Origin of the sequence: Ottowia sp. oral taxon 894 (assembly GCF_001262075.1) — a bacterium.
GTDB classification, from domain to species: domain Bacteria; phylum Pseudomonadota; class Gammaproteobacteria; order Burkholderiales; family Burkholderiaceae_C; genus Ottowia; species Ottowia massiliensis.
Window position 1 is genome coordinate 1,696,777 of record NZ_CP012073.1, and the last position, 24,416, is coordinate 1,721,192.

The following is a 24,416-nucleotide window of genomic DNA, read 5'->3' on the forward strand; positions in this document are numbered from 1 at the left end:
GCTACCATGCGCGAATTTTTTGGCACTTTTTCCCACATGACTTCGCTGGCGCTGTTTGCCTTTCTGGTGTCACTGGTGGCCACTTTGCTGGTGCGCCGGCTGGCGCTGCGCTGGCACACCCCTTATGCGCAAGATGCCTCGCAGCGCCTGCATGTGGGCTATGTGCCGCGCCTGGGCGGGCTGGGCGTGCTTGCGGGCTGGGCCTGCGCCCTCGCGGCGCTGCCGCTGCTCCAGCGGCTGGGCATGGCGGGCAATATTGATTTGGTCCGGCTGGCCCTGCCTTGGTGGGCGGCCGCGCTGCTGCCCGCCTTTGCTGGCGGCGTGCTGGAAGATTTGACCCAGCGCCTGACGGCGCGCTGGCGGCTGCTGCTCACCCTGGTTTCGGGCCTGCTGGCCTGGGCGCTGCTGGGCGCGCAGGTGCCGCGCCTGGGCTTTGGCTGGCTCGACGGCTACTGGAGCGCCGCCCCGTGGCTGGGCGTGGCGCTGGCCGTTTTTGCCGTCACGGGCCTGCCCCATGCCTTCAACCTGATCGACGGCGTGAACGGCCTGGCGGGCACCGTGGCGCTGGTGGTGTGCCTGGCTTTCGCGCATGTGGCCATTCAGCTGGGCGACCGGGAGCTGGCCTCCATCGCCATTGCGCTGGCCGCCGCCACGGCGGGCTTTCTGTTCTGGAACTACCCGCGCGGGCTGGTTTTTGCGGGCGATTCGGGCGCTTACCTGTGGGGGCTGGTCATTGCCATGCTCAGCGTGCTGCTGGTGCAGCGCCACCCGGGCGTGTCGCCGTGGTTTCCCGTGCTGGTGCTGATGTATCCGGTGTGGGAAACCGTTTTTTCTATCTACCGCAAGCTGGCCCGGGGCGACTCGCCCGGCATGGCTGACGCGCTGCACCTGCACCAGCTCATCTACCGCCGCCTGGCGTGCAGCGTGCTGCAAGAAGACGAGGCCGCCGCCATGCTCAAGCGCAACAGCCGCACAGCGCCCTATCTCTGGGGCTTTTTGCTGCTCACCGTGGCGCCGGCCGTTCTGTTCTGGCGCAACAGCGCCGTGCTGCTGGCTTTTTGCCTGCTTTTTGCCGCCAGCTACGTGGCGGCTTATCTGAGCCTGGTTCACTTCAAGGCCCAAAGGGTTTTTGGCCGCAGAAGCGACTCGTGATCCGCCGGGCGGCCATTGCGCGCGGCGGATGGGCCAGACAGGGCCTGCGCATCAGCCTGAGAGTGCCAAAAACAGGAGCGAATTCAAGGGCCGGAAATGCCGCTTCGCGCAGTATCCACTAGGACGTTGTGCTCCGAATAAAAGAGCGAAATAAGGAGCGAAATGGCAGGCGCTTTGGCCTTGCTCTGCCGCCCCTGCGGGCGGCGGGTGAACAGGCGCTAGGCCGCTGGCGGCAGCTTCATGGCGCGGGCCGCTTCGGTCTGGGCGGCGCGGAATGCGTCGAGCTTTTGCCGCAAGGCGGCGTCGCGGCAGGCCAGCATGGCAATGGCAAACAACGCCGCGTTGGCTGCGCCCGCCGCGCCAATGGCGAAGGTGGCCACGGGCACGCCCTTGGGCATTTGCACGATGCTGTGCAGCGAGTCCACGCCTTGCAAGTGGCGCGAGGCCACGGGCACGCCCAGCACGGGCACGGGCGTTTTGGCCGCCAGCATGCCGGGCAGGTGGGCGGCGCCGCCTGCGCCCGCGATGATGGCTTCAAGCCCCCGGCCGCGCGCGCTTTCGGCGTAGGCGAACAGCTCGTCGGGCATGCGGTGGGCCGAGACCACGCGCGCCTCGTGCGGCACGCCAAAGGATTGCAGCATTTGCACGGCGTGCTGCATGGTTTCCCAGTCGCTGCTGGAGCCCATGAGCACGCCGACGAGAGGGGCTTGGGAAGAGGTTTGAGAAGGGGTTCCGGAAGGGGCGGGCGTGTCGGTCATCATCTTGCACAATGGTTTTTTGGCCCGATTTTCCCCGTTTCACTGATTCATCCAGAGAGCGTTTTTCATGATTGAAGTCACCCTGCAAAACTTTGAAAGCGAAGTCATCGCCGCTTCCATGCACACGCCCGTGCTGCTCGATTTCTGGGCGGCCTGGTGCGGCCCCTGCCAGTCGCTTGGCCCCGTGCTGGAGCAGCTGGAGGGCGAATACGCAGGCCGCTTTGTGCTGGCCAAGGTGGATTCAGACCGGCAGCAGCAACTGGCCGCAGCCTTTGGCATACGCAGCCTGCCCACGTGCATCTTGCTCAAGGGCGGCCAGCCGGTGGACGGCTTTACCGGCGCGCTGCCCGCCGGGCAGGTGCGCCAGTTTCTGGACAAGCACGTGCCCAGCGAAGGCGCCGTGGCCGCCGAGGGCAGCGTGCAAGAAGCCGACGCGCTGCTGGAATCGGGCGACCCGGCCGCCGCCCTGGCCAAGCTGGCCGATGCGCTGGCGCAAGACCCGGCCAATGACGAGGCCCGCTTTGACTACGTGCGCCTCTTGATTGCCACGGGCCGGCTGGACGAAGCGGGCGCGGCCCTGCAAGAGCCGCTGGCGCGCGAGCCGCGCCCCTTGCGCTTTGACGCGCTCCATCACTGGCTGCAAGCGGCGCGCGCCGCCAAGGCAGGCGACTGGGGGCAGTGGAAGCTGGCGGAGCTGGATGCGGCCATTGCGCAAGACAAGCGCAACTTCACCGCGCGTTACCAGAAAGCGCAAATCCTCATGGCCGAAGGCGTGTGGACGCAGGCGATGGACGAGCTGCTCGAAATCGTCATGCGCGACCGCAAGTGGGAAGACGATCTGGCCCGCAAAACCTACGTGGCCATTTTGGAGCTGCTCACGCCCGCGCCCGACAAGGCCAAGGCGCATGAAGGCAAGAGCGCTGGCGGCATCGAGCTGACCGGCAAGGCCGCCGCCGCGCAGCAAGACCCGCAGGCCGAACTCGTCTCGCGCTACCGCCGCAAGCTCTCCATGGCGCTGAACTGAAGGCCGGGGCGGCCAGGCGCGGGCCGCCGCATGGCGCGCCATTGCCCCAAAAAGAGGAGCGAATTTGAGGGGGTGCAAATGCCGTCTGGCGCAGTTTCCACTAGGACATCATGCTCTTGATTCAAGAGCTAAATCAAGCGCGAAACCAGCGTGCCTGCTTGCCTGACGGCGGCGGCACGCCAAAAGCGGCCAGCGGACAATCGCCGCTGTCTTCTTTTCCTCTTTTCCCTTCTCCTCTTTTCATTTCCCGCGCCCTATGCCAGCTCCCATCCAGGCCGTCATGCTTGACTGCGACGGCACGCTCGTCGATACGCTGGGCGACTTTGACGCCGCCCTGAACGCCATGCTGCGGCAGATGCGCTGCCCCCGCATCGAGCGCGAGCAGATCGCCCGCTTCGTGGGGCGCGGCACGGAGCATTTGCTGCGCTGCGTGCTGGCCCTGCAAGATGGCGGGGCAATGCCCGATGAGGCCACGTTCAATCAGGCCTGGGCCGCTTACTTGCAGGCGTACGGGCAAGTCAATGGCACGCACAGCCGGCTCTATCCGGGCGTGCGCGAAGGGCTGGCGGCCTTGCAGGCGCAGGGGCTGCCGCTGGCGTGCCTGACCAACAAGCCGCAGGCTTTTGCCCGCGAGCTGATGCGCAGGCTGGGGCTGGCGCCGTTTTTCCGCTTCATTCACGGCGGCGACACCTTCGCGCGCAAGAAGCCCGATCCGCTGCCGCTGCTGGAAACCTGCCGCCTGCTGGGCGCGCCCCCTGCGGCCACGCTGATGGTGGGCGACTCGCGCAACGACGCGCAGGCTGCGCGCGCGGCGGGCTGCCCCGTCTTCTTGCTGCCCTATGGCTACAACTACGGCTGCCCAGTCGAGCAGGAAGGCGCAGATGCCGTGCTGCCGGATTTGCCCGCCATCGCCAAGCGCCTGCAAGCGGCTTGATCACGCGGGCGGCCCGGCAGCCGGATACTTCAATAAGAAGAGCGAATTCAAAGGGGCAAAAAAGCCACTCGTCGCTTTATTGGCGTGATAGTGCGCTATGAAACAAAGAGCGAATCAAGGCGCTTTTCCCGCGCCGTTTCCAGCCTGCTTGCCGCCGCCAGCTTGTTTGCTGGCCCTCCAGTAAACTGCCCGCCCCATGTTGCCGCTGCTTTTTTCTTTTGCTGATGCGGGCCGCCGTGCCCGGGGGGCGTGGCCCTGGCGCAAGCCTGCGCGCTGACTTTGCCCCTGGCTTTCGCGTCCGCAATGGGCGCGCGCGGCGGAGGCCGCCGCCGCAGCCTTTTTCCCCTTTTCAAGTTTCTTTCGCGCGCGCCAGCGGCTGGCTTTGCGCGCATGTTTTTCTGATGACAGGAAACCGATTCATGACCGAGCAGGAATTCAAGGCCCTGGCCGCGCAGGGCTACAACCGCATTGCGCTGGTGGCCCAGGCGTTCGCCGATCTGGAGACGCCGCTGTCGCTGTATCTGAAGCTCACGGCCACGCCGGGCAAGCCGGATGACACGGGCGGCCGCCGCTACAGCTTTTTGCTGGAGTCGGTGGTGGGCGGCGAGCGTTTCGGGCGCTACTCGTTCATTGGCCTGCCCGCGCGCACTTTTTTGCGCGCCAGCGGCTTTGGCGAGCAGGCGAAAACCGAGGTGGTGACCGATGGCCAGGTGGTGGAAACCGCCCCGGGCAATCCGCTGGATTTCATCGAGCGCTACCAGCGCCGCTTCAAGGTGGCGCTGCCGCCAGCGGCGCCGCGCTTTTGCGGCGGGCTGGCGGGCTACTTTGGCTATGACACGGTGCGCCACATCGAGAAAAAGCTGGCGCACACCTGCCCGCCCGACACGCTGGGCTGCCCGGACATTTTTTTGCTGCACTGCGAGGAGGTGGCCGTCATTGACAACCTCACGGGCAAGCTGCATTTCATCGTCTATGCCGATCCGGCCCAGGCGGGCGCTTTCGAGCGTGCACGCGCGCGCCTGCACGAGCTGCACGAGCGCCTGTGCCAGCCCGTGATTCCGCCGCGCCTGCGGCCCGCGCCCGCGCAAGCCGTGCACCGCGAGTTCGACAAGGCCGATTTCCTGGCCGCCGTGGCGCGCGCCAAGGAGCTGATTGCGGCGGGCGACTTCATGCAGGTGGAAGTGGGTCAGCGCCTGTCCAAGCCCTTTGCGGGCGATGCGCTGTCGCTCTACCGCGCGCTGCGCTCGCTCAACCCGTCGCCCTATCTGTATTTTTATGACTTGGGCGATTTCCACGTTGTCGGCTCCAGCCCCGAAATCCTGGTGCGCCACGAGCGGGCCGAAGGCGGGCAGAAGATCACCATCCGCCCGCTGGCGGGCACGCGCCCGCGCGGCGCCACGCCCGAGGCCGACCAGGCCGCCGAAGCCGAGCTGCTGGCCGACCCCAAGGAGCGCGCCGAGCACGTCATGCTCATTGACCTGGCCCGCAACGACATTGGCCGCATCGCCCGCATTGGCAGCGTGAAAGTGACCGAAGCCTTTGCCGTGGAGCGCTACAGCCACGTCATGCACATCGTCAGCAATGTGGAAGGCCTGCTGCTGGATGGCATGAGCCACATGGACGTGCTCCGGGCCACCTTCCCCGCCGGCACCTTGAGCGGCGCGCCCAAGATTCACGCGATGGAGCTGATAGACGAGCTGGAGCCGAGCAAGCGGGGCGTGTATGGCGGCGCGTGCGGCCACATCAGCTACGCGGGCGACATGGACCTGGCCATTGCCATTCGCACCGGCATCGTCAAGGGCGGGCGGCTCTACACCCAGGCGGCCGCCGGCATCGTGGCCGACAGCGACCCTGAAATGGAGTGGCGCGAAACCGAGGCCAAGGCCCGCGCCCTGCTGCGCGCCAGCGAGCTGGTGGAAGAAGGGCTGCACTGATCATGAAAGTGAAAGCCATTGCCCAGGTTCGCCACTGCGAAAACATGGCCGAAGTGCGCGCCTGCGTGGACGCGCTGGACGACGCCCTTGTGCCCCTGCTCGTGACCCGCTGCGGCTACATGACGCAAGCGGCCCGCATCAAGGGCGATGCCCGGCTGGTTCATGACCAGGCCCGCATCGACCAGATCGTGGCCCGCGTGCGCGAGCAGGCCGCCGCCGAAGGCGGCAACCCCGGCCTGCTGGAGCGCATCTACCGCGCCCTTATCGACTGCTGCATTGCCCATGAGCACGAAGAGCTGCGCCGCTTGCAGGCTGGCCCCGATTCCGCTTCATCCTCTTGTGCAGGAGCTGCGCCATGAACCTCTTGATGATTGACAACTACGACAGCTTCACTTTCAACATCGTCCAGTACTTTGGCGAGCTGGGCGCGCGCGTGAGCACGCTGCGCAACGACGAAACCACGCTGGAAGATTTGCAGGCGCGCTTTGCCCGGGGCGAATTCAGCCGCCTGTGCATCAGCCCCGGCCCTTGCGCGCCAGCGCAGGCGGGCGTGTCGGTGGCTGCCATTCGCCACTTTGCGGGCAAAGTGCCCATTCTGGGCGTGTGCCTGGGCCACCAGGCCATAGGCGAGGCGCTGGGCGGGCGCATCGTGCGCGCCGGGCGGCAAATGCACGGCAAAACCAGCGTCATCACCACCGATCAAAAAGGCGTGTTCGCCGGGCTGCCCAGGCAGTTCACCGTCAATCGCTACCACTCGCTGGTGATTGAGCGCGCCACCTGCCCGCCAGAGCTGGACATCACCGCCGCCAGCGACGATGACGGCGAAATCATGGCCGTGCGCCACAAAACCCTGCCCATCGAAGGCGTGCAGTTCCACCCCGAAAGCGTGCTGACCGAGCACGGCCACGCCATGCTCAGGAACTTTCTGGAGCAGCCCGCCGGCTGATCTGCCGGCAGGGCATGCGGTTCGCGCCGTCATGCATCAAATCGGCCTGACGTCCTGGTGCAGACTGGATTTGCAGCTATTGATTTGATAGTGAATGCAGGCGAAGAGCGCCGCCCCTGCATACACTCGCCCCTCTTTTTCAATACCGCCGCGTGTGCTTCATGACTGCCGCCCCTATGCCGACCCATCGATCTGAGCTGATGCAACGTCTGGCCCGGCCCGGGCGGTATGACGTGGCGGTGATTGGCGGCGGCGCCACGGGGCTGGGCGTGGCACTGGATGCGGCAGTGCGCGGCCTGAAAGTGCTGCTGCTGGAAGCGCATGACTTTGCCAAGGGCACTTCATCACGCGCCACCAAGCTGGTGCATGGCGGGGTGCGTTATCTGGCGCAGGGCAATGTGGCGCTGGTGCGCGAGGCGCTGCACGAGCGCGCGCACATCCTGGCGGCGGCGCCCCATCTGGCGCAGCCGCTGGCGTTCGTGATGCCGTCTTACAGCTGGTGGGAAACGCCCTGGTACGGCATGGGGCTGAAGGTTTATGACCTGCTGGCGGGCCAGGCCAGTTTGGGGAGTACGCAGTGGCTGGGCACGATTGCCGTGCAAAACCGCCTGCCGGGCGCGCAGCCGCAGGGCCTGAAGGGCGGCGTGCAGTATTGGGATGGGCAGTTTGACGACGCGCGGCTGGCGCTGGCGCTGGCGCGCACGGCGGCGGCGCATGGCGCTTTGCTGGTGAACCATTGCCCCGTGACGCAGTTGCGCCACGCAGGCGGCAAGGTGACGGGGCTGCGGGCAAGGGATGCCGAAACAGGGCAGGAATATGACATTGAGGCGGGCTGCGTCATCAACGCCACAGGCGTGTGGGTGGACGCCTTGCGCCAGCAAGACGCCGCAGCCACAGGGCGCAGCGCTGGCGCGCTGGTTGCGCCCAGCCAGGGCGTGCATGTGGTGGTGGATCAGGACTTTCTGCCTGGCCGCCGCGCGCTGCTGGTGCCCAGCACGGCGGACGGGCGCGTTCTGTTTGCCGTGCCGTGGCTGGGCAAACTCATTTTGGGCACGACGGACAACCCGCGCCATGATTTGCCGCTGGAGCCTTGCCCGCAAGAAGATGAAGTGGACTTCATCTTGCGCGAAGCGGGGCGCTACCTGCGCCGCCCGCCCCGGCGCGCCGATGTGCGCAGCCAGTGGGCGGGGCTGCGGCCGCTGGTCAAGCCGCAGGGCCAGGCTGCAACCAAGTCAATCAGCCGCGAGCACACCATCCTGATCGACGCAAGCGGGCTGGTGACCGTGACGGGCGGCAAATGGACGACTTACCGTGCCATGGCCCAGGACGTGCTGGCCCGCTGCGCCGACGCGGGCCTGGTGCCGCAAGGTAAATCGCGCACGGCAGGCTTGAAGCTGGTGGGCGCCTTGCCGGATGGCGCGCAAGCCGTACCGTTGAACGAGGCGCCCGGGCCGCATTTGTATGGCGGCGAAGCGGATGCGCTGACGCAACTGCCGGGGCATGAACGCTGGGTGGCGGACGGGCTGAGCGAGGCCATGGTGCGCTTTGCGGCGCGGCATGAATACGCCCGCAGCGTGGAAGATGTGCTGGCGCGCCGCTCGCGCCTGCTGTTTCTGGACGCTGCGGCTGCGGCTGCCGTGGCGCCTGCCGTGGCGAATGTGCTGCAAGAAGAGACGGGCCGGGATGCCGGGCTGGAAAGCTTTCTGACCTTGGCTGCTCAATTTGGCAGTCTTGGGGGCGCAAAAAGAGCTTGACAAGCTTGTTTCAGGTTGCCATAATTCGCTGCTTCACTTGCTTTCGAGCTACTCAAAGCGGGTGGTTCAAGCAAATTCTGCCCATACACGGGCCCAAGACTGTTCCTGTTGGTGATATGACAGGGTGCAAGTTGGGAAATTGAAATGATCCAGACTGAATCTCGACTCGAGGTTGCCGATAACACCGGCGCCAAGTCCGTCCTGTGCATCAAGGTGCTGGGCGGATCCAAGCGCCGTTACGCAAGTGTTGGCGACATCATTAAGGTGAGCGTGAAAGAAGCCGCTCCGCGTGGCCGCGTCAAAAAAGGCGAGGTTTATAGCGCCGTGGTGGTGCGCACGGCCAAAGGTGTGCGCAGGCCTGATGGTTCGCTCATCAAATTTGACGGCAATGCCGCCGTTTTGCTCAACAACAAGCTGGAGCCGATTGGCACCCGCATTTTTGGTCCGGTGACGCGCGAGCTGCGTTCCGAGCGATTCATGAAGATCGTGTCGCTGGCCCCTGAGGTCATCTGAAAGGGCTGTTGCCATGAAGAAGATTCGCAAAGGCGATGAAGTCATCGTGATTGCCGGGCGCGACAAGGGTAAGCGCGGCAAAGTGCTTTCGCGCGTCAGTGAAGAACGCGTGATTGTCGAAGGCGTGAATATTGTGAAAAAGCACGTCAAACCCAATCCCATGATGGGTGTGCCTGGCGGCATCACTGAAAAGACGATGCCGATTCATCAATCCAATATCGCCATTTTCAATAGCGCAACAGGCAAGGCTGATCGCGTGGGTGTCAAGACGCTTGCGGATGGCAAGCGTGTCCGTGTGTTCAAGTCCAGCGGTGAAGAAATCAGGGTGGCGTGAAATGGCACGACTGCAACAACACTATCGCGAAAAAGTGGTGCCCGAACTGATGCAGAAGTTCGGCTACAAATCCGTTATGGAAGTTCCTCGTCTGAGCAAAATCACCCTGAATATGGGTGTGAGCGAAGCTGTGGCTGATAAGAAGGTGATGGATCACGCGGTGTCGGATCTGGCGCGCATTGCCGGTCAGAAGCCTGTTGTGACCAAGGCCCGCAAGGCCATTGCCGGCTTCAAGATTCGCGAGGGGCAGGCGATTGGCTGCATGGTGACGCTGCGTGGCGTTCGTATGTATGAGTTTCTTGATCGTTTTGTAACCGTTGCGCTGCCTCGCGTGCGAGATTTTCGGGGTATTTCGGGACGTTCTTTTGACGGGCGCGGCAATTACAACGTGGGCGTCAAAGAGCAAATTATTTTCCCCGAAATCGAATACGACAAGGTGGATGCTTTGCGAGGGTTGAACATCAGCATTACGACGACGGCCAAGTCTGATGAAGAGTGCAAGGCGCTGCTTTCAGCTTTCCGTTTTCCGTTTAAGAACTAAAGGGTAACGTTGTGGCAAAAACCGCTTTGATCGAGCGTGAACTCAAGCGCAAAAACCTGGCCGCCAAATATGCGGCTAAATATGCCGAACTAAAGGCTGTCGCTGGTGATGTCAAACGTTCCGAGGAAGAACGTGCACAAGCCCGTCTGGCATTGCAGAAACTGCCGCGAAATGCCAATCCAACGCGCCAGCGCAATCGCTGCGAAATTACAGGGCGTCCGCGTGGCACATTTCGTCAATTTGGACTGGGGCGAGCCAAGATTCGCGAAATGGCCTTTTCTGGCGATATCCCTGGCGTAACCAAGGCAAGTTGGTAATCCGGGCAGGAGATACATAATGAGCATGAGTGATCCCATTGCCGACCTGCTCACGCGCATTCGCAATGCGCAAATGGTCGCAAAATCTACAGTTGTAGTTCCTTCTTCCAAAGTCAAGGTGGCAATTGCCCAGGTGCTGAAAGATGAGGGATATATTGATGGTTTTCAGGTGAAGGCTGATGGCAAGAAGTCAGAGTTGGAGATCACTCTGAAATACTACGCTGGCCGGCCTGTTATCGAGCGTATTGAGCGTGTAAGCCGCCCTGGCCTGCGCGTTTATAAAGGGTGCGAGAAGTTGCCTCAGGTGATGAATGGTCTGGGGGTGGCAATCGTGACGACTCCAAAAGGCGTTATGACGGATCGCAAGGCGCGCGCTGCCGGTGTTGGTGGCGAAGTGTTGTGCTACGTGGCCTAATGCGCGGAACAAAGGAGAGATGAAATGTCCCGTGTAGCAAAAATGCCCGTGGCGATACCTTCTGGCATCGATGTCAACTTGAAGGATGATCAAATTACGGTCAAAGGCGGCGGAGTAGAGCTGAAATTGGCTCAGAACGCTTTAGTGAAAATCTCGTCTCAAAATGGTGTTTTGTCTTTTGAACCTGCTGATGAAACGCGGGAAGCAAATGCCATGAGTGGAACCATGCGACAGCTTGTCAACAACATGGTCGTTGGCGTAAGCAAAGGGTTTGAAAAGAAGTTGGCCTTGGTGGGCGTGGGTTACCGCGCTCAGGCACAAGGCAATAAGCTGAATCTTGCGCTTGGGTTTTCGCATCCTGTAATTATTGAGATGCCTGCAGGTATTTCTGTAGCTACTCCTTCGCCGACGGAAATCGTGATTAAAGGAGCTGATCGCCAACGAGTCGGCCAAATCGCTTCTGAGATTCGTGCAATACGGCCTCCGGAGCCTTACAAAGGCAAGGGTGTGCGTTATGCTGACGAAAAGGTCATCATTAAAGAGACCAAGAAGAAATAAAGGCTTCTCATCATGTTGAATAAAAAAGAGCAACGTCTGCGTCGCGCCCGGCAGACCCGTATCCGTATTGCAGAACAAGGGATCGCTCGTCTTGCGGTCAATAGAACCAATTTGCATATTTACGCCAGTTTGATTTCTGACGATGGTGCTCGTATATTGGCGAGCGCTTCAACGATAGAGCCAGAAGTTCGCAAGCAATTGTGCGGATCTGGAAAGGGTGGCAATGTGGCGGCTGCAGAGATCGTTGGTAAGCGTATCGCCGAGCGTGCCAAGGCTGTTGGCGTAGAAAAGGTCGCTTTCGATCGGTCTGGCTTTTCTTATCATGGACGTGTCAAGGCGCTGGCCGATGCTGCGCGTGAGGCTGGATTGCAGTTTTAATTTTTGCGAGGCGAATCAAAATGGCTAAATTTCAGGCGAAAATGCAAAGCGATGGCCCTGAGGATGGCTTGCGCGAAAAGATGATTTCAGTCAACCGCGTTACTAAAGTTGTTAAAGGGGGCCGTATTCTCGGCTTCGCTGCTTTGACTGTTGTTGGCGATGGCGATGGGCGAGTTGGCATGGGTAAGGGGAAATCCAAAGAGGTGCCTGCCGCGGTGCAAAAGGCCATGGATGAGGCCCGTCGCAACATGACGAAAGTTTCTTTAAGGGATGGCACCATTCACCATAATGTAACGGGGACGCATGGCGCCGCTGTTGTCATGATGGCGCCTGCTCCGAAGGGTACGGGCATCATTGCTGGCGGCCCTATGCGCGCTGTATTTGAGGTGATGGGAATTACTGATATCGTGGCGAAAAGTCACGGTTCTTCTAATCCATATAATATGGTACGGGCCACATTTGACGCGCTTGCCAACTGTACGACTCCTGCGGAAGTTGCTGCCAAGAGAGGCAAAAGTGTCGATGATTTGTTTGCGTAATTCGCAGGGATGTGAGAGATGGTTAAGGAAAACAAGACGTTAAAAGTTCAGCTTGTCCGCAGCCCGATTGGATGCAAAGAGTCTCATCGCGCGACCGTCCGTGGTTTGGGTTTGCGTAGGTTAAATAGCGTGCGTGAGCTGGAAGATACTCCGGCAATTCGAGGCATGATCAATAAGGTTGACTACCTGGTTAAATTGCTTTAATCGGTTGTTAATTAAAGGATTGCAAATGGAACTTAATGGAATTAAGCCCGCTGCGGGAGCTAAACACGCGCGTCGCCGCGTTGGGCGTGGCATTGGCTCTGGTCTGGGGAAAACTGCTGGCAGAGGTCACAAGGGCCAAAAGTCGCGTTCTGGCGGTTACCATAAGGTCGGCTTTGAGGGTGGTCAGATGCCTTTGCAGCGTCGATTGCCGAAGCGAGGGTTCAAGTCTGTTTCCTTGAGATTTAACGCGGAAATTACGCTCTCGGATTTGGCTTGTTTGCAAGTTGAAGTGATTGATTTATTGCTGCTGAAAGAAAGGGGTTTAGTACCTGCTCATGCCAAGACTGTCAAGGTGATCAAGTCCGGAAATCTGACGAAGGCTGTTAAATTGACGGGTGTGGCTGCGACGGCAGGGGCGAGGCTGGCAATTGAAGCGGCTGGTGGTTCCATTGTCTGATTAGAGCGGACATCGTGGCAATAGACGCAGTGCGGATCGCGAAAACGGGAAAATATGGTGACCTACGCCGTCGCCTTGTTTTTCTGCTGCTGGCGCTCGTGGTATATCGAGTTGGCGCGCATATACCAGTTCCGGGCATCAATCCAGACCAATTACGGCAGTTTTTTTCAAGCCAAGGAGGGGGCATATTGAATTTGTTCAATATGTTTTCCGGTGGGGCGCTTTCTCGTTTTACGGTTTTTGCATTAGGGATCATGCCTTATATTTCGGCATCGATCATCATGCAGCTTGTCTCCTACGTTGTTCCATTTTTCGAACAGCTCAAAAAAGAGGGTGAGGCCGGTCGGCGCAAGATCACCCAATACACACGATATGGAACCTTGGCGTTGGGAATCTTCCAGTCTTGGGGAATTGCAGTTGCGTTGCAATCATCGCAAGGATTGGTACTGAATCCGGGATTGCTTTTTCAATTGACAACGGTGGTTAGTCTGACTGCTGGAACTATGTTTTTGATGTGGCTTGGTGAGCAGATTACCGAGCGAGGCTTGGGGAATGGTATTTCAATACTAATTTTTGCGGGTATCGCTGCTGGGCTGCCAGGAGCCATTGGTGGCATGCTTGAGCTGGTTCGTTCAGGAGCGATGAGCGAGATAGTGGCGCTGTTTATCTGCGCACTGGTTGTGCTGGTAACTTATTTTGTCGTGTTCGTTGAGCGTGGACAGCGAAAAATCTTGGTAAACTATGCCCGCAGGCAGGTTGGCAACAAGGTTTACGGGGGGCAGTCGTCTCATTTACCGTTAAAATTAAATATGGCAGGCGTTATTCCGCCGATTTTTGCTTCTTCTATTATCTTATTGCCGGCAACAGTCGTTGGGTGGTTTGGTGCAGGAGAGTCTACTCATTGGCTTAGTGATATTGCTGCGGCGCTTTCTCCTGGGCAGCCAATTTATATTATGCTGTATGCGACAGCCATTATTGGTTTTTGTTTTTTCTATACGGCGCTGGTTTTTAATAGTAGGGAGACGGCGGATAATCTGAAGAAGAGTGGTGCTTTTATTCCTGGCGTCCGGCCTGGAGAGAATACTGCTAAGGCTATCGACAGAATTCTGGCGCGTTTGACTTTTGTTGGTGCTATTTATGTGACTTTGGTTTGCTTGTTGCCAGAGTTTTTGATACTAAAATACAATGTGCCGTTTTATTTTGGTGGAACCTCGTTGTTAATTTTGGTTGTTGTGACAATGGACTTTATGGCGCAGGTTCAGACGTACATGATGAGTCAGCAATATGAGTCTCTGTTGAAAAAAGCGAGCTTCAAGGCGTCTCTGTAGAAGTGAATATTTTGGTTTAGGAGAATTGGATGAGAGTTTCCGCATCAGTAAAGAAGATTTGTCGCAACTGCAAAATCATCAGGCGTAAAAATGTCGTGCGCGTGATTTGTTCAGATCCGCGGCATAAGCAGCGTCAGGGTTGAGTGGCGTCACTTTCCTGCGATAAATTGTTTAGAGGCTAGAAACTATGGCTCGTATTGCTGGTATCAATATCCCGCCGCATCAACACGCAGAGATCGGGTTGACGGCTATTTATGGCATTGGCCGTGCGCGAGCGCGCAAAATTTGCGACGCTTGCGGCATTTCATATTCTAAGAAGGTTAAAGATCTGAGTGATGCCGATCTGGAAAAGATTCGTGACCAGGTTTCCCGATTCGTAATTGAAGGCGACCTTCGCCGCGAAACTACGATGAATATTAAACGGCTCATGGACATCGGGTGTTATCGAGGTTTTCGTCATCGCCGGGGACTGCCTTTGCGTGGACAACGCACGCGCACAAATGCACGAACCCGTAAGGGGCCTCGTAAGGCGGCTCAGTCTTTGAAAAAATAATTTAAGAGAGAACAGTTATGGCAAAGTCTCCAGCAGGAAATGCTGCACAGCGCGTACGCAAGAAGGTCCGCAAAAATATTGCGGACGGGGTCGCTCATGTGCATGCTTCATTTAACAATACCATTATTACTATCACTGATAGACAGGGGAATGCCTTGTCTTGGGCTTCCTCTGGTGGGCAAGGATTTAAAGGGTCACGCAAATCTACCCCCTTTGCTGCGCAGGTTGCTTCAGAGGTGGCTGGCCGTGCAGCACAGGATCAGGGTATCAAAAATCTTGATGTCGAAATCAAAGGGCCAGGTCCGGGTCGGGAGTCTTCTGTTCGTGCGCTGGCAGCTCTTGGAATTCGTATTACATCGATTTCCGATGTGACGCCTGTCCCACATAATGGGTGCCGTCCTCAGAAGCGGCGACGCATTTAATACTATCGTTGCCAGAATCGGTTTGTTCTGGTGTTTGCAATCAAGACCACTGCCGTCGCATTGTTCAGCGTGAAGGCTCCCTCGCTTAATAAGTGAGGAAGAAGGAAAAAAGGAATTTAAGGTGGCACGTTATATCGGACCCAAGGCTAAGCTTTCTCGTCGCGAAGGCACAGACCTTTTTTTGAAGAGCGCCCGTCGCTCGATTAGTGACAAGGCGAAATTTGATACGAAACCCGGTCAGCATGGTCGGACTTCTGGCTCACGCACCTCAGATTATGGCTTGCAGTTGCGCGAAAAACAGAAGGTTAAGCGCATGTACGGTGTTTTGGAAAAGCAGTTTCGCCGTTATTTTTCGGAGGCTGATCGCCGTCGCGGAAATACGGGCGCGAATCTCCTGTTTTTGCTCGAATCTCGTCTGGACAACGTGGTTTATCGTATGGGGTTTGGATCGACTCGCGCCGAAGCGCGTCAGTTGGTTTCGCACAAGGCCATTCTCGTGAATGGCCAGTCTGTGAACATTCCCTCATATTTGGTGAAAGCGGGCGATATCATCGCTGTCCGCGAGCAGTCCAGAAAACAGACACGTGTCCAGGAGGCCTTGCAATTGGCTACCCAAGTGGGTATGCCATCTTGGGTTGAGGTCAGCGTCGACAAAGTGGAAGGCGTTTTCAAGAAGGTGCCAGACCGCGATGAATTTGGTGCTGATATTAATGAATCGTTGATCGTTGAATTGTATTCACGCTAGTTTTGGGTCTCGTCCCTTAGTGTTCCACGCCCGCCACCTTGGCGGGTTTGGTGCTTCACCAACCTTGCCGGTGCAACGAACCGCAGGTATTGAGAGGAAGTTCGGAATATGCAAACAAATTTGCTGAAACCCAAAAGTATTACGGTCGAATCTTTGGATGACAATCGGGCTGAGGTGATATTAGAGCCTTTTGAGCGGGGATATGGTCACACCTTGGGTAACGCTTTGCGGCGTGTGTTGTTGTCATCCATGGTAGGATATGCTCCTACTGAGGTAACGATTGCGGGCGTTGTTCATGAATATTCAACTCTGGATGGCGTACAGGAAGATGTCGTTAATATTCTGCTGAATCTCAAGGGAGTCGTCTTTAAACTGCATAACCGCGATGAGGTGACGCTAACTCTGCGTAAGGATGGAGAGGGGGTGGTAACTGGAGCAGACATCCAGGTGCCTCATGATGTAGAAGTTGTGAACCCTGGGCATGTTATTGCTACGCTTTCGCAGGGCGGCAAGCTGGATATGCAGATTCGGGTGGAGAAGGGCAGAGGTTACGTTCCTGGCAATGTCCGGCGTTACGCTGATGAGGGATCTAAGCCAATTGGGAAAATAGTGCTTGATGCGTCTTTTTCGCCGATTCGCCGTGTTAGTTATGCCGTAGAAAGCGCGCGTGTAGAGCAGCGCACTGATCTTGATAAATTGGTTTTGGATATTGAAACGAATGGCACGATCAGTGCTGAGGATGCTGTTCGTGCAGCAGCCAAGATTTTGGTTGAGCAGTTGGCAGTATTTGCCCAACTGGAAGGGCACGAACTGGCGGCCTTCGACCAGTCAACACAGAAAGGGGCGGCGGATCGTTTCGACCCAATCTTGTTGCGCCCTGTCGATGAATTGGAGTTAACGGTGCGTTCGGCCAACTGTCTGAAGGCTGAGAATATTTATTATATAGGTGATTTGATTCAGAGAACGGAAAACGAGTTGCTGAAAACACCGAATCTGGGGCGTAAATCACTTAATGAGATCAAAGAGGTCCTGGCTTCTCGTGGACTGACGCTTGGCATGAAGCTGGAAAATTGGCCGCCTTTGGGTTTGGATAAGCGCTAATTGAATGAGTGAGAAGTTTTGGAATGATGTCCGCTGGATGTCGTTCTTTTGTGCGCCATGAATGGCGCCATGTGCCGGAGGCCGTACCTGATACGGCGGCCTTTTATAAGCAAAGAAAGGAAGCACTATGCGTCACCGTCATGGTTTACGCAAACTCAACCGCACCAGCGCCCATCGTCAAGCGATGCTGCGCAATATGATGAATTCGCTGATTGAGCATGAGGCAATCAAGACGACCTTGCCTAAGGCCAAAGAGCTGCGCAAGATCATTGAACCCATGATCACGCTTGCAAAGAAGGATTCTTTGGCTAATAAACGCTTGGCGTTTAATCGTCTGCGCGATCGCGATAGTGTTGTCAAGCTGTTTGCCGTTCTGGGGCCTCGCTATCAAACCCGTCCAGGAGGATATACGCGCATTTTGAAGATGGGGTTTCGCGTAGGGGATAACGCTCCGATGGCTTTTGTTGAGCTGGTAGATAGACCTGATGCCGTTGTTGAGAGCAGTGACTTGCAGGAAGCTAAAGAATAAAGTACAATATAATTTTGTCGCGCGGTGGAGCAGTCTGGTAGCTCGTTGGGCTCATAACCCAAAGGTCGGAGGTTCAAATCCTTCCCGCGCAACCAATATTTAAGGCCTGCCAGCTTTTGGTAGGCCTTTTTGTTTGCTGGATGAAGAAGAACGAATATCGATAGTAACTCCAATTGCGTTTGCTCTTTTGACTTCGCTAACAGCGGAGTCGTTGTATTCGATGACTCCATCGAAGGGGCCACCGAGTTGCGCGAATTGAGAAGAACAGCTACTAGGGCCTGTTGAGAATCCCCTCTTATGCTGCAATCCCGCCATGGAAAGAAGAGTATTGAGCGACAAGCATTGGGCACTGATGCCCCCGCACTGCCTGGGAAAGCCTGGCGATGCAGGGCCAAGAGGCACGGACAACCGTTTGTTTGTAGAGGCCGTGCAGTGGATCGTGCGCACAGGCAGCCCCTGGCGCGATTTGCCTGAAGAATTCGGCAAATGGAACACCGTTTTCAAACGCTTTCGTGACTGGGTCAAGGCCGATATCTGGCAAAAACTCTTTGATGCTGTCAGCGGCCAGCCGGATATGCAATACGCCATGGTTGATGCCACGATCGTGAAAGTGCACCGTCACGGTCAGGGCGCAAAAGGGGGACTCAAAGGGGGGACTCAAAGCCAGGCCATAGGGCACTCGCGTGGGGGCGTGAGCACCAAAAAGATACTGGCCCTGTGCGATGCGCTGGGTAATCTGGTCAAGTTCGCTCTGATGCCAGGCCAGCGGCATGACAGCAAAGAAGTCGAATAACTGATCCGGAACCAAAAGTTTGAGGCGCTGCTGGCGGACAAGGCGTTTGATGTTCAATGGCTGATAGATCGATTGCAAGCACAAGGCGTGCAAATCGTGATCTCTCAAAGATCCAATCGACGCCGGCCTTTGACCATTGATGAGTACAGGTACCGCTGGCGTCACCTCATAGAAAACTTTTTTGGCAAGCTCAAGGAGTTCAAGCGCCTTGTGCCATGCGCAGTGACAAGACCTGTTGGGCACCCGCTATGCTGGTACGCAACGTTCAAGCGCCTTGTGCCATGCGCAGTGACAAGACCGATGCCAGCTTCAAGGCGGTGATCTATCTGGCTTCGGCTGTGATTCAATCTCGGTAATTCTCAACAGACCCTAGGCCGAATCGACATTCATCCGGTATCTTCGGCGGATGTCCGAGGCCAAGCATCCGCGGCCCAGTCGCTACGAATTGACCCAAACCCAATGGGAGCGGATCGAAGATCTGCTCCCAGGCAAGGCCAGTGACCCTGGACGTACGGCGGCGGACAACCGCAGATTCGTCAATGGCGTGCTGTGGGTGTTGCGCTCCGGGGCGCGCTGGAGTGATCTGCCAACGCGCTACGGCGCCTACAAGAGCGTGCACAAGCGCTTCACCCGCTGGGCGGCCAAGGGTATCTGGGAGCGGGTGTTGCAGTCCCTGATTCAAGAGCGAAGCAACGAGTATCTGCTGATCGACAGCAGCATTGTCCGGGCGCATGCACAGGCGGCGACCGCAAAAGGGGGGCAACGCACCCGGCTCTGGGGCGTTGCCCAGGAGGTCTGAGCACGAAGATCCACATGGCGGTGGATGGCCAGGGCCGCCCGGTGCGTTTTATCCTCACTGGCGGCCAGCGTAACGACATCACGCAAGTCCCAGCGCTGCTGGCCCGGTTCAAGCCCAAGTGCGTCTTGGCCGGCAAAGGCTATGACAGCCGGCAACTGGTGGCGCAGATCCACTCGCTCGGCGCCCAGCCGGTGATCCCGCCTCGCAGCTGCCAGCAACCGCGTGCCTACGATAAGGCACTGTACCGACTACGCAATCGCATCGAACGTTGCTTTGCCAGGCTCAAACCGTTTCGCCGCATCGCCACTTGCTTCGACCGCAAGCCCTCCCACTTCCTGGCTTTCCTCTACCTCGCATCAATTCCCTTGTGGGTGGGGTGAATGTCGATTCGGCCTAGTGGAATGGCCGTAAGAGGCATTTCAGGCCCCTTGAATTCGCTCCTCTTTCTAATTTCTCTCAGGACCAGACTTTGGACGGGTTCAGAACGCGGCTGGCATCTCATTGACTGTGGCGATGCCATGCGGCGCCAGCTTCAGCGCGCGCCAGCGGCCACTGCGGTTGATTGCGCCGCTGTCCGTTTGGCAATGGGTTGCGGGTCATGCAGCAATGCAGTCAGTGGCGCGTGCTCTATTTCATTGAATTCATTGACAGAGCCACGCTGCCTGCCGCGCCTGGCGCCGCCTTGCGGCCCCGCCACCACAGCCCCGAAGAGCAGGCTGCCCTGCTGGCTGAGGTGCAGGCGCTTTGAAGGGGCTTTGCCGGGGCAAACTCCACTTGGTGCGCGATTCCGACCGTTACGTCCTGGGCTTTGATGGCGGCATGCGCCAGCAAGCACCATGATTTCGCTCTTTTATTCGTAGCATCATGTCTTAGTGCAAACTGGGCTGAATGGCATATCTGGCCTTCGAATTTGCTCCTGTTTCTGATGTGGATTGACCGCAGCCAGATCATGAACAGGTTCTTAAAACGGCCCTTTCCCGCCCATTCCGGGAGGCATGGGCGGCAGGCCGCCGCCGAGCAGGCCGCCCAGGCCTTTCATGCCGCCCATGCGGCGCATGAGCTTCATCAGGCCGCTGCCTTTGAGCTGTTTCATCATGCCCTGCATCTGCTCGAACTCTTTGAGCAGGCGGTTGACTTCCTGCACATGCACGCCCGCGCCCTGGGCGACGCGGCGCTTGCGGCTGGCCTTGAGCAGCTCGGGCTTGCGGCGCTCTTCGGGGGTCATGCTGTTGATGATGCCTTCCTTGCGGCGGATGTCTTTTTCGGCGCGGGTCAGGTCGGCTTCGCTGGCTTTGGCGGCCAGCTGGGTGGGCAGTTTGTCCATGAAGCTGCCCAGGCCGCCCATTTGCTTCATCTGCTGGAGCTGGCCGAGAAAGTCTTCCAGGTCGAAGCTGCTGCCCTTTTTCATTTTTTCGGCCAGCTTCCGGGCGGCGGCCAAATCCACGCCTTCGGCCACTTGCTCGACCAGGGCCACGATGTCGCCCATGCCGAGGATGCGGCCCGCGTGGCGTTCGGCGTCGAACACTTCCAGGCCGTCGATTTTTTCGGATGTGCCCGCGAATTTGATGGGCGCGCCGGTGATTTGCCGCACCGACAGCGCCGCGCCGCCGCGCGAGTCGCCGTCCATCTTGGTGAGCACGATGCCGGTGAGCGGCAGCGCCTGGCTGAAGGCTTTGGCGGTGTTGGCGGCGTCCTGGCCTTGCATGGCATCGACCACGAACAAAGTTTCCACGGGCTTGAGGGCGGCGTGCAGGGTTTTGATTTCCTGCATCAGCGCTTCGTCAATGGCCAGGCGGCCTGCGGTGTCCACCAGCAGCACGTCGTAATACTGGCGGCGGGCGTGGTCCAGGGCAGCGCGGGCGATGTCCAGCGGCTGCTGATCGGGCGAGGAAGGGAACCAGTCGGCGCCGGCCTGCGCCGTCACGGTTTTGAGCTGCTCGATGGCGGCGGGGCGGTACACGTCGCCCGAGACGGTGAGCACTTTTTTCTTGCGCTTCTGGATCAGGTGCCGCGCCAGTTTGGCCGTGGTGGTGGTTTTGCCCGCGCCTTGCAGGCCGGCCATGAGGATGACGGCGGGCGGCTGCGCGGCCAGGTTGATGTCGCTCACGCCTTCGCCCATGGTGGCGGCCAGCTCGCGATTGACGATGCCCACCAGCGCCTGGCCGGGTTTGAGGCTGCCCAGCACTTCCTGGCCCAGCGCCTTTTCTTTCACGCGGGCGATGAAGTCGCGCACCACGGGCAGGGCCACGTCGGCTTCCAGCAGGGCCATGCGCACTTCGCGCAGCATGTCGGCCACGTTGCTTTCGGTGATGCGGGCCTGGCCGCTGATGTGCTTGACCAGGCGCGAGAGTTTTTCGGTAAGGGCGGAGGCCATGTCAGGAAGGGCGATGGAAAAGGGCGCTGGAATGCGGCGCGGACAAGGGCAATCGGGAAATCGCGCGCCAGGCGCGAAAGAAGAGCCAAGAGGGTGGCAGCAGCGGTGGCGAAAGCGTGAAAGAGCCATGAAAAAGCCCCTTGCGCAGAGGGGCCAGCCGCTAAACTTGTGCGCATGATTTTAGCCAGCCCCCCTCTTGAAGGCGTGCTTTTGGGCGCGGGCGCGGCGCTGGCCTACGCCGTGCCGGCGCTGGCCTGGCGTGCGCTGGGCGAGAGGCGTGCGCGCTGGGCGCTGGTGGTGGCCTGGGCGTTGCATGCGGCGGCGCTGGGCTGGGCGCTCCTGGGCGGACATGGCGGCGCGCGCTTTGGCTTCGCGCAGGCGCTGTCCGTGACGGCTTGGTTGGTGGTGACGGTGTATGTGGTGGAAAGCCAGGTGCTGCCCCAGTTGCGTGCGCGCTGGGCGCTGGCCGGTTTTGGCTCGGCGGCGGTGCTGCTGGCGCTGTTTTTCCCGGGGCAGAAACTTCCGCCCACGCAATCGCCCTTGCTGCCGCTGCACTGGGCGCTGGGCATCGCTTCCTACGGGTTGTTTGCTGCCGCCACAGCGCACGGCTGGCTGATGCTGCGCTCCGAGCGCCTGCTGCGCCAGCGCGCACAAAACGCCAGCGGCGTGCCGCTGCTGACGCTGGAGCGGTTGATGTTCCGGCTGATCACGGCCGGCTTCATCGTGCTGTCGGCCACGCTGCTGGCCGGCGGCATTTTTGGCGAAACGCTGTATGGCAGCCAGCACACGGGCTGGCGCTGGGATCACAAACGCGTGTTCACGCTGCTGTCGTGGGCCACGTTCGCCGTGCTGCTGCTGGGCCGCTGGCAGTTGGGCTGGCGCGGGCGGCGCGCCGTGCACGTGCTCTACGCAGGTGCGGCGCTGCTGTTGCTGGCGTATGTAGGCTCGCGCTTCGTGCTGGAAGTGCTGCTGGAGCGCACGGCATGAAGCTGCTGGTGCTGCTGGCCGTGGTGGCCGGGCTGTGGTGGCTGCAGCGGCTGGCGCAGGTGGGCCGCCTGGCAAGGCAGCTGCGGCAGATGCGCGAGGCCCCGCCCCGTCCCGCGCCGCAGCCCATGCTGCGCTGTCTGGTGTGCGGCACGCAGACGCCCGCCAGCGAAGCCTTGCAAGATGCCCGTGGCGCGTATTGCTGCGCGGCGCATCAGGCAAAGGCTGCGCAGGACGCGTTATCCCGCCCAGGGGAGAGAAAAGAGTGACTTCTTCCTCCGCAGAACAGGCCCGTTTTGCCGAAGCGCGGCTGCTGAACCGCCTGACCGCCGCCAGTGCGGCCGAGTGGCCCCAGCCGCCAGAGACGCGCCGCAGCTTCACGAGACTGTGGAATGCCTTTTTGACGGCGCGCACGCTCATCGCCCTGGCGCTGCTGGCCTTGCAGGGCCTGGCGTGGGGCATGGGCCGCCCGGCGCCGCAGGTGGCGGTGTGGATCTGCGTCACCTATCTGGTCATCACGCTGGTCACCCGCCTGTGGCTGACGCCGCCGCCCGCCCGCGCCGCAGGCGTGCGCTGGCTGTGGGTGGCGGGCGTGGATCTGCTGGTATTCGCCCTGCTGCACTGGTGGCAGGAAGCCGCCAGCTACACGCCGCTGTTCGTGGTGCCGGTGCTGATGACGGCCATGCTGGCCACCCGGGCGCTGGCGCTGGGCACGGCGGCCGTGGCGACGTTGCTGCTGCTGTCCAACGCGGGCTGGACCTATCTGACGGAAAGCCGCGTGTCGGTGGACAGCTTCTCGCAAGCGGCGCTCAGCGGCGCGGGCTTGTTCGTGCTGGCTTTGCTGACCAGCCAGCTGGCCGCGCGGCTCAAGCAGGAAGAAAGCCAGGGCCGGCGCGCGCACGCCGAGGCTCTGCTGCAAACGCTGGTTAATGACCTGGTCATCGAATACATGCACGATGGCCTGCTGGTCGTGGACGAGCAGCTTGCGGTGCGCGCCGCTAACCCGGCCGCGCGCGCCATGCTGGGCACGGATGAAGTGGTCACGCCCGCTTCTTTCACGCTGACGGACGATGCCGCCTGGGCCGATCTGGTGGCGCTGGCCCGGCAGGTGCTGGCCGACGGGCAGGAGCGCACGGCTGAAATCACCCTGCAACGCGAGGGGCAGACTGCACGCCATGCGCTGGCGCGCGTGCAGCATACGCCCGCGCCCATGCCCAGCGCCAAGGGCCTGTGCGTGTTTTTCATGCAGGATTTGCGCGAAATGCAGGCGCGCGTGCGCACTGAAAAACTGGCTGCGATGGGTCGCCTTTCAGCCGCCGTGGCGCACGAAATCCGCAACCCGCTGGCGGCCATCAGCCAGGCCAACGCGCTGCTGCTGGAGCAGCTGGACGATCCGGCCATGCGGCGCCTGTCGGGCATGGTGGCGCAAAACGCCCAGCGGCTGGGCCGCATCGTCAATGACGTGCTGGACGCTGCCCGCGTGCAGCACGAAGGCAGCACGGGCACATTGCAGCAAATCGCGCTTGACGAAGAGGTGGCCGATATCTGCACTGGCTGGGTGCGCCAGCACGGCATCAAAGGCAATCTGCGCATCACGCTCAGGGGCGAAGACGCACAGGTGCGCTTCACCACTGACCATCTGCACCGCGTGCTGGTCAATCTGCTGGACAACGCCTTGCGTTATGCCGCGCCGGGCGAAGGGGCCATTCAGGTCGTGACGGAACTCGTCTCTGCGAAGCAGGCCCGTCTGGCGGTCTGGAGCAAAGCCCCTGCGCTGGAGCCGGGCGTGCAACGCCACTTGTTCGAGCCGTTTTTTTCTTCCGAAAGCCGCTCCAGCGGCCTGGGGCTTTTCATCTGCCGCGAGCTGTGCCAGCGCCACGGCGGCGCCATCGCCTACGAACGCGCCTCGCGTCTGTATGAGGGGCAGCTTGTGGAAGGCAACGAATTCTTCGTCACCCTTGAGCGCGTTGCCGCGCCCGCCGCCGTGCCCGTGCAGCCCCAGCTTGCGCTCAATGATCCCGCCTGACCGC

At 59.8% G+C, this 24,416-nt stretch carries 30 protein-coding genes, 1 tRNA gene and 2 pseudogenes; 31 read left to right on the forward strand and 2 right to left on the reverse strand.

From position 1 onward, the window contains the following. Positions 1 to 36 precede the first annotated feature (36 nt). Positions 37 to 1,152 carry a glycosyltransferase family 4 protein gene (locus tag ADJ79_RS07360; protein WP_050715424.1) on the forward strand — a complete coding sequence of 372 codons (1,116 nt, stop codon included), beginning with the start codon at positions 37 to 39 and terminating at the stop codon, positions 1,150 to 1,152. A 218-nt stretch (positions 1,153 to 1,370) separates the two neighbouring features. Here ADJ79_RS07360 and purE read toward each other — a convergent pair whose 3' ends face one another. Further along, entirely contained in the window at positions 1,371 to 1,838 is a 468-nt protein-coding gene (purE, locus tag ADJ79_RS07365) for a 5-(carboxyamino)imidazole ribonucleotide mutase (RefSeq protein ID WP_253273800.1), read from the reverse strand. Positions 1,839 to 1,977: 139 nt separating this feature from the next. On the opposite strand from purE, the gene ADJ79_RS07370 reads away from it, so the two are divergent. From ADJ79_RS07370 to ADJ79_RS14240, 27 genes and pseudogenes are all read left to right on the forward strand, one after another. Beyond that, complete coding sequence (locus tag ADJ79_RS07370) at positions 1,978 to 2,934, forward strand: tetratricopeptide repeat protein (RefSeq protein WP_050715425.1); 957 nt, start codon at positions 1,978 to 1,980, stop codon at positions 2,932 to 2,934. A gap of 256 nt (positions 2,935 to 3,190) precedes the next feature. Continuing rightward, positions 3,191 to 3,868 carry a phosphoglycolate phosphatase gene (locus tag ADJ79_RS07375; protein ID WP_050715426.1) on the forward strand — a complete coding sequence of 226 codons (678 nt, stop codon included), beginning with the start codon at positions 3,191 to 3,193 and terminating at the stop codon, positions 3,866 to 3,868. 419 nt (positions 3,869 to 4,287) lie between these two features. Continuing rightward, positions 4,288 to 5,802: an anthranilate synthase component I gene (gene trpE / locus ADJ79_RS07380; protein WP_371256802.1), complete on the forward strand. Its 1,515-nt coding sequence runs from the start codon at positions 4,288 to 4,290 to the stop codon at positions 5,800 to 5,802. Positions 5,803 to 5,804: 2 nt separating this feature from the next. Beyond that, positions 5,805 to 6,161 carry a chorismate mutase gene (locus ADJ79_RS07385; RefSeq protein WP_050715428.1) on the forward strand — a complete coding sequence of 119 codons (357 nt, stop codon included), beginning with the start codon at positions 5,805 to 5,807 and terminating at the stop codon, positions 6,159 to 6,161. Continuing rightward, positions 6,158 to 6,748, forward strand: coding sequence for an aminodeoxychorismate/anthranilate synthase component II (locus ADJ79_RS07390; RefSeq protein ID WP_050715429.1), 591 nt, complete (start codon positions 6,158 to 6,160; stop codon positions 6,746 to 6,748). The genes ADJ79_RS07385 and ADJ79_RS07390 overlap by 4 nt, the downstream gene beginning before the upstream one ends. Before the next feature lie 200 nt (positions 6,749 to 6,948). Next, positions 6,949 to 8,502: an FAD-dependent oxidoreductase gene (locus ADJ79_RS07395; protein ID WP_371256803.1), complete on the forward strand. Its 1,554-nt coding sequence runs from the start codon at positions 6,949 to 6,951 to the stop codon at positions 8,500 to 8,502. Positions 8,503 to 8,646: 144 nt separating this feature from the next. Next, entirely contained in the window at positions 8,647 to 9,015 is a 369-nt protein-coding gene (gene rplN / locus ADJ79_RS07400; protein WP_050715431.1) for a 50S ribosomal protein L14, read from the forward strand. Between the two features lie 13 nt (positions 9,016 to 9,028). Continuing rightward, positions 9,029 to 9,349: a 50S ribosomal protein L24 gene (gene rplX, locus ADJ79_RS07405; RefSeq protein ID WP_050715432.1), complete on the forward strand. Its 321-nt coding sequence runs from the start codon at positions 9,029 to 9,031 to the stop codon at positions 9,347 to 9,349. A 1-nt stretch (position 9,350) separates the two neighbouring features. Further along, positions 9,351 to 9,890: a 50S ribosomal protein L5 gene (gene rplE, locus ADJ79_RS07410; protein ID WP_050715433.1), complete on the forward strand. Its 540-nt coding sequence runs from the start codon at positions 9,351 to 9,353 to the stop codon at positions 9,888 to 9,890. 11 nt (positions 9,891 to 9,901) lie between these two features. Continuing rightward, entirely contained in the window at positions 9,902 to 10,207 is a 306-nt protein-coding gene (rpsN, locus tag ADJ79_RS13165) for a 30S ribosomal protein S14 (RefSeq protein WP_082203183.1), read from the forward strand. Between the two features lie 19 nt (positions 10,208 to 10,226). Further along, complete coding sequence (gene rpsH, locus ADJ79_RS07415; protein WP_050715434.1) at positions 10,227 to 10,622, forward strand: 30S ribosomal protein S8; 396 nt, start codon at positions 10,227 to 10,229, stop codon at positions 10,620 to 10,622. Between the two features lie 24 nt (positions 10,623 to 10,646). Continuing rightward, the gene (rplF, locus tag ADJ79_RS07420) at positions 10,647 to 11,180 is read left to right on the forward strand and encodes a 50S ribosomal protein L6 (protein ID WP_050715435.1); all 534 of its coding nucleotides are present in this window, start codon (positions 10,647 to 10,649) and stop codon (positions 11,178 to 11,180) included. 12 nt (positions 11,181 to 11,192) lie between these two features. Continuing rightward, positions 11,193 to 11,558, forward strand: coding sequence for a 50S ribosomal protein L18 (gene rplR / locus ADJ79_RS07425; RefSeq protein ID WP_050715436.1), 366 nt, complete (start codon positions 11,193 to 11,195; stop codon positions 11,556 to 11,558). Between the two features lie 20 nt (positions 11,559 to 11,578). Then, a complete protein-coding gene (rpsE, locus tag ADJ79_RS07430) occupies positions 11,579 to 12,097 on the forward strand; it encodes a 30S ribosomal protein S5 (protein WP_050715437.1) in 519 nt (172 codons plus the stop codon). Positions 12,098 to 12,115: 18 nt separating this feature from the next. Then, the gene (gene rpmD / locus ADJ79_RS13170; RefSeq protein ID WP_082203184.1) at positions 12,116 to 12,301 is read left to right on the forward strand and encodes a 50S ribosomal protein L30; all 186 of its coding nucleotides are present in this window, start codon (positions 12,116 to 12,118) and stop codon (positions 12,299 to 12,301) included. A 25-nt stretch (positions 12,302 to 12,326) separates the two neighbouring features. Beyond that, positions 12,327 to 12,758 (forward strand): 50S ribosomal protein L15, encoded by a 432-nt coding sequence (rplO, locus tag ADJ79_RS07435; RefSeq protein WP_050715438.1) that lies wholly within the window; start codon positions 12,327 to 12,329, stop codon positions 12,756 to 12,758. A gap of 14 nt (positions 12,759 to 12,772) precedes the next feature. After that, entirely contained in the window at positions 12,773 to 14,086 is a 1,314-nt protein-coding gene (secY, locus tag ADJ79_RS07440; protein ID WP_050715439.1) for a preprotein translocase subunit SecY, read from the forward strand. A gap of 29 nt (positions 14,087 to 14,115) precedes the next feature. Next, the gene (rpmJ, locus tag ADJ79_RS13175) at positions 14,116 to 14,229 is read left to right on the forward strand and encodes a 50S ribosomal protein L36 (protein WP_082203185.1); all 114 of its coding nucleotides are present in this window, start codon (positions 14,116 to 14,118) and stop codon (positions 14,227 to 14,229) included. 44 nt (positions 14,230 to 14,273) lie between these two features. After that, a complete protein-coding gene (gene rpsM / locus ADJ79_RS07445; RefSeq protein ID WP_050715440.1) occupies positions 14,274 to 14,639 on the forward strand; it encodes a 30S ribosomal protein S13 in 366 nt (121 codons plus the stop codon). Positions 14,640 to 14,656: 17 nt separating this feature from the next. Beyond that, complete coding sequence (gene rpsK / locus ADJ79_RS07450) at positions 14,657 to 15,061, forward strand: 30S ribosomal protein S11 (RefSeq protein ID WP_050715441.1); 405 nt, start codon at positions 14,657 to 14,659, stop codon at positions 15,059 to 15,061. Between the two features lie 121 nt (positions 15,062 to 15,182). Further along, positions 15,183 to 15,806, forward strand: a complete 624-nt coding sequence (gene rpsD / locus ADJ79_RS07455; RefSeq protein ID WP_050715442.1) for a 30S ribosomal protein S4 — start codon at positions 15,183 to 15,185, stop codon at positions 15,804 to 15,806. A 108-nt stretch (positions 15,807 to 15,914) separates the two neighbouring features. Beyond that, complete coding sequence (gene rpoA / locus ADJ79_RS07460) at positions 15,915 to 16,907, forward strand: DNA-directed RNA polymerase subunit alpha (RefSeq protein ID WP_050715443.1); 993 nt, start codon at positions 15,915 to 15,917, stop codon at positions 16,905 to 16,907. A 127-nt stretch (positions 16,908 to 17,034) separates the two neighbouring features. Further along, entirely contained in the window at positions 17,035 to 17,436 is a 402-nt protein-coding gene (rplQ, locus tag ADJ79_RS07465) for a 50S ribosomal protein L17 (protein WP_050715444.1), read from the forward strand. Between the two features lie 18 nt (positions 17,437 to 17,454). Continuing rightward, a tRNA-Met gene (locus tag ADJ79_RS07470) sits at positions 17,455 to 17,531 on the forward strand. 218 nt (positions 17,532 to 17,749) lie between these two features. Continuing rightward, positions 17,750 to 18,585: pseudogene (locus ADJ79_RS13180) on the forward strand (IS5 family transposase). A gap of 50 nt (positions 18,586 to 18,635) precedes the next feature. Then, positions 18,636 to 19,408, forward strand: a pseudogene (locus ADJ79_RS13185) (IS5 family transposase). 218 nt (positions 19,409 to 19,626) lie between these two features. Continuing rightward, a complete protein-coding gene (locus tag ADJ79_RS14240) occupies positions 19,627 to 19,776 on the forward strand; it encodes a hypothetical protein (RefSeq protein ID WP_156304084.1) in 150 nt (49 codons plus the stop codon). Positions 19,777 to 19,989: 213 nt separating this feature from the next. Here ADJ79_RS14240 and ffh read toward each other — a convergent pair whose 3' ends face one another. Continuing rightward, positions 19,990 to 21,402 carry a signal recognition particle protein gene (gene ffh / locus ADJ79_RS07495; RefSeq protein WP_050715447.1) on the reverse strand — a complete coding sequence of 471 codons (1,413 nt, stop codon included), beginning with the start codon at positions 21,400 to 21,402 and terminating at the stop codon, positions 19,990 to 19,992. A 174-nt stretch (positions 21,403 to 21,576) separates the two neighbouring features. On the opposite strand from ffh, the gene ADJ79_RS07500 reads away from it, so the two are divergent. Genes ADJ79_RS07500 through ADJ79_RS07510 form a run of 3 tightly spaced genes read left to right on the forward strand, consistent with a single transcriptional unit; the run spans position 21,577 to position 24,412 of the window. Beyond that, positions 21,577 to 22,389 carry an inner membrane protein YpjD gene (locus ADJ79_RS07500; protein WP_050715448.1) on the forward strand — a complete coding sequence of 271 codons (813 nt, stop codon included), beginning with the start codon at positions 21,577 to 21,579 and terminating at the stop codon, positions 22,387 to 22,389. After that, positions 22,386 to 22,655 carry a PP0621 family protein gene (locus ADJ79_RS07505; protein ID WP_050715449.1) on the forward strand — a complete coding sequence of 90 codons (270 nt, stop codon included), beginning with the start codon at positions 22,386 to 22,388 and terminating at the stop codon, positions 22,653 to 22,655. Before ADJ79_RS07500 ends, ADJ79_RS07505 begins: the two co-directional genes overlap by 4 nt. After that, complete coding sequence (locus ADJ79_RS07510; RefSeq protein ID WP_156304085.1) at positions 22,652 to 24,412, forward strand: ATP-binding protein; 1,761 nt, start codon at positions 22,652 to 22,654, stop codon at positions 24,410 to 24,412. The genes ADJ79_RS07505 and ADJ79_RS07510 overlap by 4 nt, the downstream gene beginning before the upstream one ends. Positions 24,413 to 24,416 lie beyond the last annotated feature (4 nt).

Excerpts from the sequence above, each read along its gene's own strand:
- rplF (WP_050715435.1), top strand. The coding sequence starts at position 10,647 with ATGTCCCGTGTAGCAAAAATGCCCGTGGCGATACCTTCTGGCATCGAT.
- ADJ79_RS07390 (WP_050715429.1), top strand. The coding sequence starts at position 6,158 with ATGAACCTCTTGATGATTGACAACTACGACAGCTTCACTTTCAACATC.
- rpmJ (WP_082203185.1), top strand. The coding sequence starts at position 14,116 with ATGAGAGTTTCCGCATCAGTAAAGAAGATTTGTCGCAACTGCAAAATC.
- ADJ79_RS07370 (WP_050715425.1), top strand. The coding sequence starts at position 1,978 with ATGATTGAAGTCACCCTGCAAAACTTTGAAAGCGAAGTCATCGCCGCT.
- rpsH (WP_050715434.1), top strand. The coding sequence starts at position 10,227 with ATGAGCATGAGTGATCCCATTGCCGACCTGCTCACGCGCATTCGCAAT.
- rpsK (WP_050715441.1), top strand. The coding sequence starts at position 14,657 with ATGGCAAAGTCTCCAGCAGGAAATGCTGCACAGCGCGTACGCAAGAAG.
- ffh (WP_050715447.1), bottom strand. The coding sequence starts at position 21,402 with ATGGCCTCCGCCCTTACCGAAAAACTCTCGCGCCTGGTCAAGCACATC.
- ADJ79_RS07385 (WP_050715428.1), top strand. The coding sequence starts at position 5,805 with ATGAAAGTGAAAGCCATTGCCCAGGTTCGCCACTGCGAAAACATGGCC.
- ADJ79_RS07500 (WP_050715448.1), top strand. The coding sequence starts at position 21,577 with ATGATTTTAGCCAGCCCCCCTCTTGAAGGCGTGCTTTTGGGCGCGGGC.
- rpsE (WP_050715437.1), top strand. The coding sequence starts at position 11,579 with ATGGCTAAATTTCAGGCGAAAATGCAAAGCGATGGCCCTGAGGATGGC.
- rpoA (WP_050715443.1), top strand. The coding sequence starts at position 15,915 with ATGCAAACAAATTTGCTGAAACCCAAAAGTATTACGGTCGAATCTTTG.
- rplN (WP_050715431.1), top strand. The coding sequence starts at position 8,647 with ATGATCCAGACTGAATCTCGACTCGAGGTTGCCGATAACACCGGCGCC.
- rplO (WP_050715438.1), top strand. The coding sequence starts at position 12,327 with ATGGAACTTAATGGAATTAAGCCCGCTGCGGGAGCTAAACACGCGCGT.
- rplE (WP_050715433.1), top strand. The coding sequence starts at position 9,351 with ATGGCACGACTGCAACAACACTATCGCGAAAAAGTGGTGCCCGAACTG.
- trpE (WP_371256802.1), top strand. The coding sequence starts at position 4,288 with ATGACCGAGCAGGAATTCAAGGCCCTGGCCGCGCAGGGCTACAACCGC.
- ADJ79_RS07360 (WP_050715424.1), top strand. The coding sequence starts at position 37 with ATGACTTCGCTGGCGCTGTTTGCCTTTCTGGTGTCACTGGTGGCCACT.
- ADJ79_RS07395 (WP_371256803.1), top strand. The coding sequence starts at position 6,949 with ATGCAACGTCTGGCCCGGCCCGGGCGGTATGACGTGGCGGTGATTGGC.
- rpmD (WP_082203184.1), top strand. The coding sequence starts at position 12,116 with ATGGTTAAGGAAAACAAGACGTTAAAAGTTCAGCTTGTCCGCAGCCCG.
- rpsM (WP_050715440.1), top strand. The coding sequence starts at position 14,274 with ATGGCTCGTATTGCTGGTATCAATATCCCGCCGCATCAACACGCAGAG.
- rplR (WP_050715436.1), top strand. The coding sequence starts at position 11,193 with ATGTTGAATAAAAAAGAGCAACGTCTGCGTCGCGCCCGGCAGACCCGT.
- rplX (WP_050715432.1), top strand. The coding sequence starts at position 9,029 with ATGAAGAAGATTCGCAAAGGCGATGAAGTCATCGTGATTGCCGGGCGC.
- ADJ79_RS14240 (WP_156304084.1), top strand. The coding sequence starts at position 19,627 with ATGCAGCAATGCAGTCAGTGGCGCGTGCTCTATTTCATTGAATTCATT.
- rplQ (WP_050715444.1), top strand. The coding sequence starts at position 17,035 with ATGCGTCACCGTCATGGTTTACGCAAACTCAACCGCACCAGCGCCCAT.
- ADJ79_RS07505 (WP_050715449.1), top strand. The coding sequence starts at position 22,386 with ATGAAGCTGCTGGTGCTGCTGGCCGTGGTGGCCGGGCTGTGGTGGCTG.
- ADJ79_RS07375 (WP_050715426.1), top strand. The coding sequence starts at position 3,191 with ATGCCAGCTCCCATCCAGGCCGTCATGCTTGACTGCGACGGCACGCTC.
- purE (WP_253273800.1), bottom strand. The coding sequence starts at position 1,838 with ATGGGCTCCAGCAGCGACTGGGAAACCATGCAGCACGCCGTGCAAATG.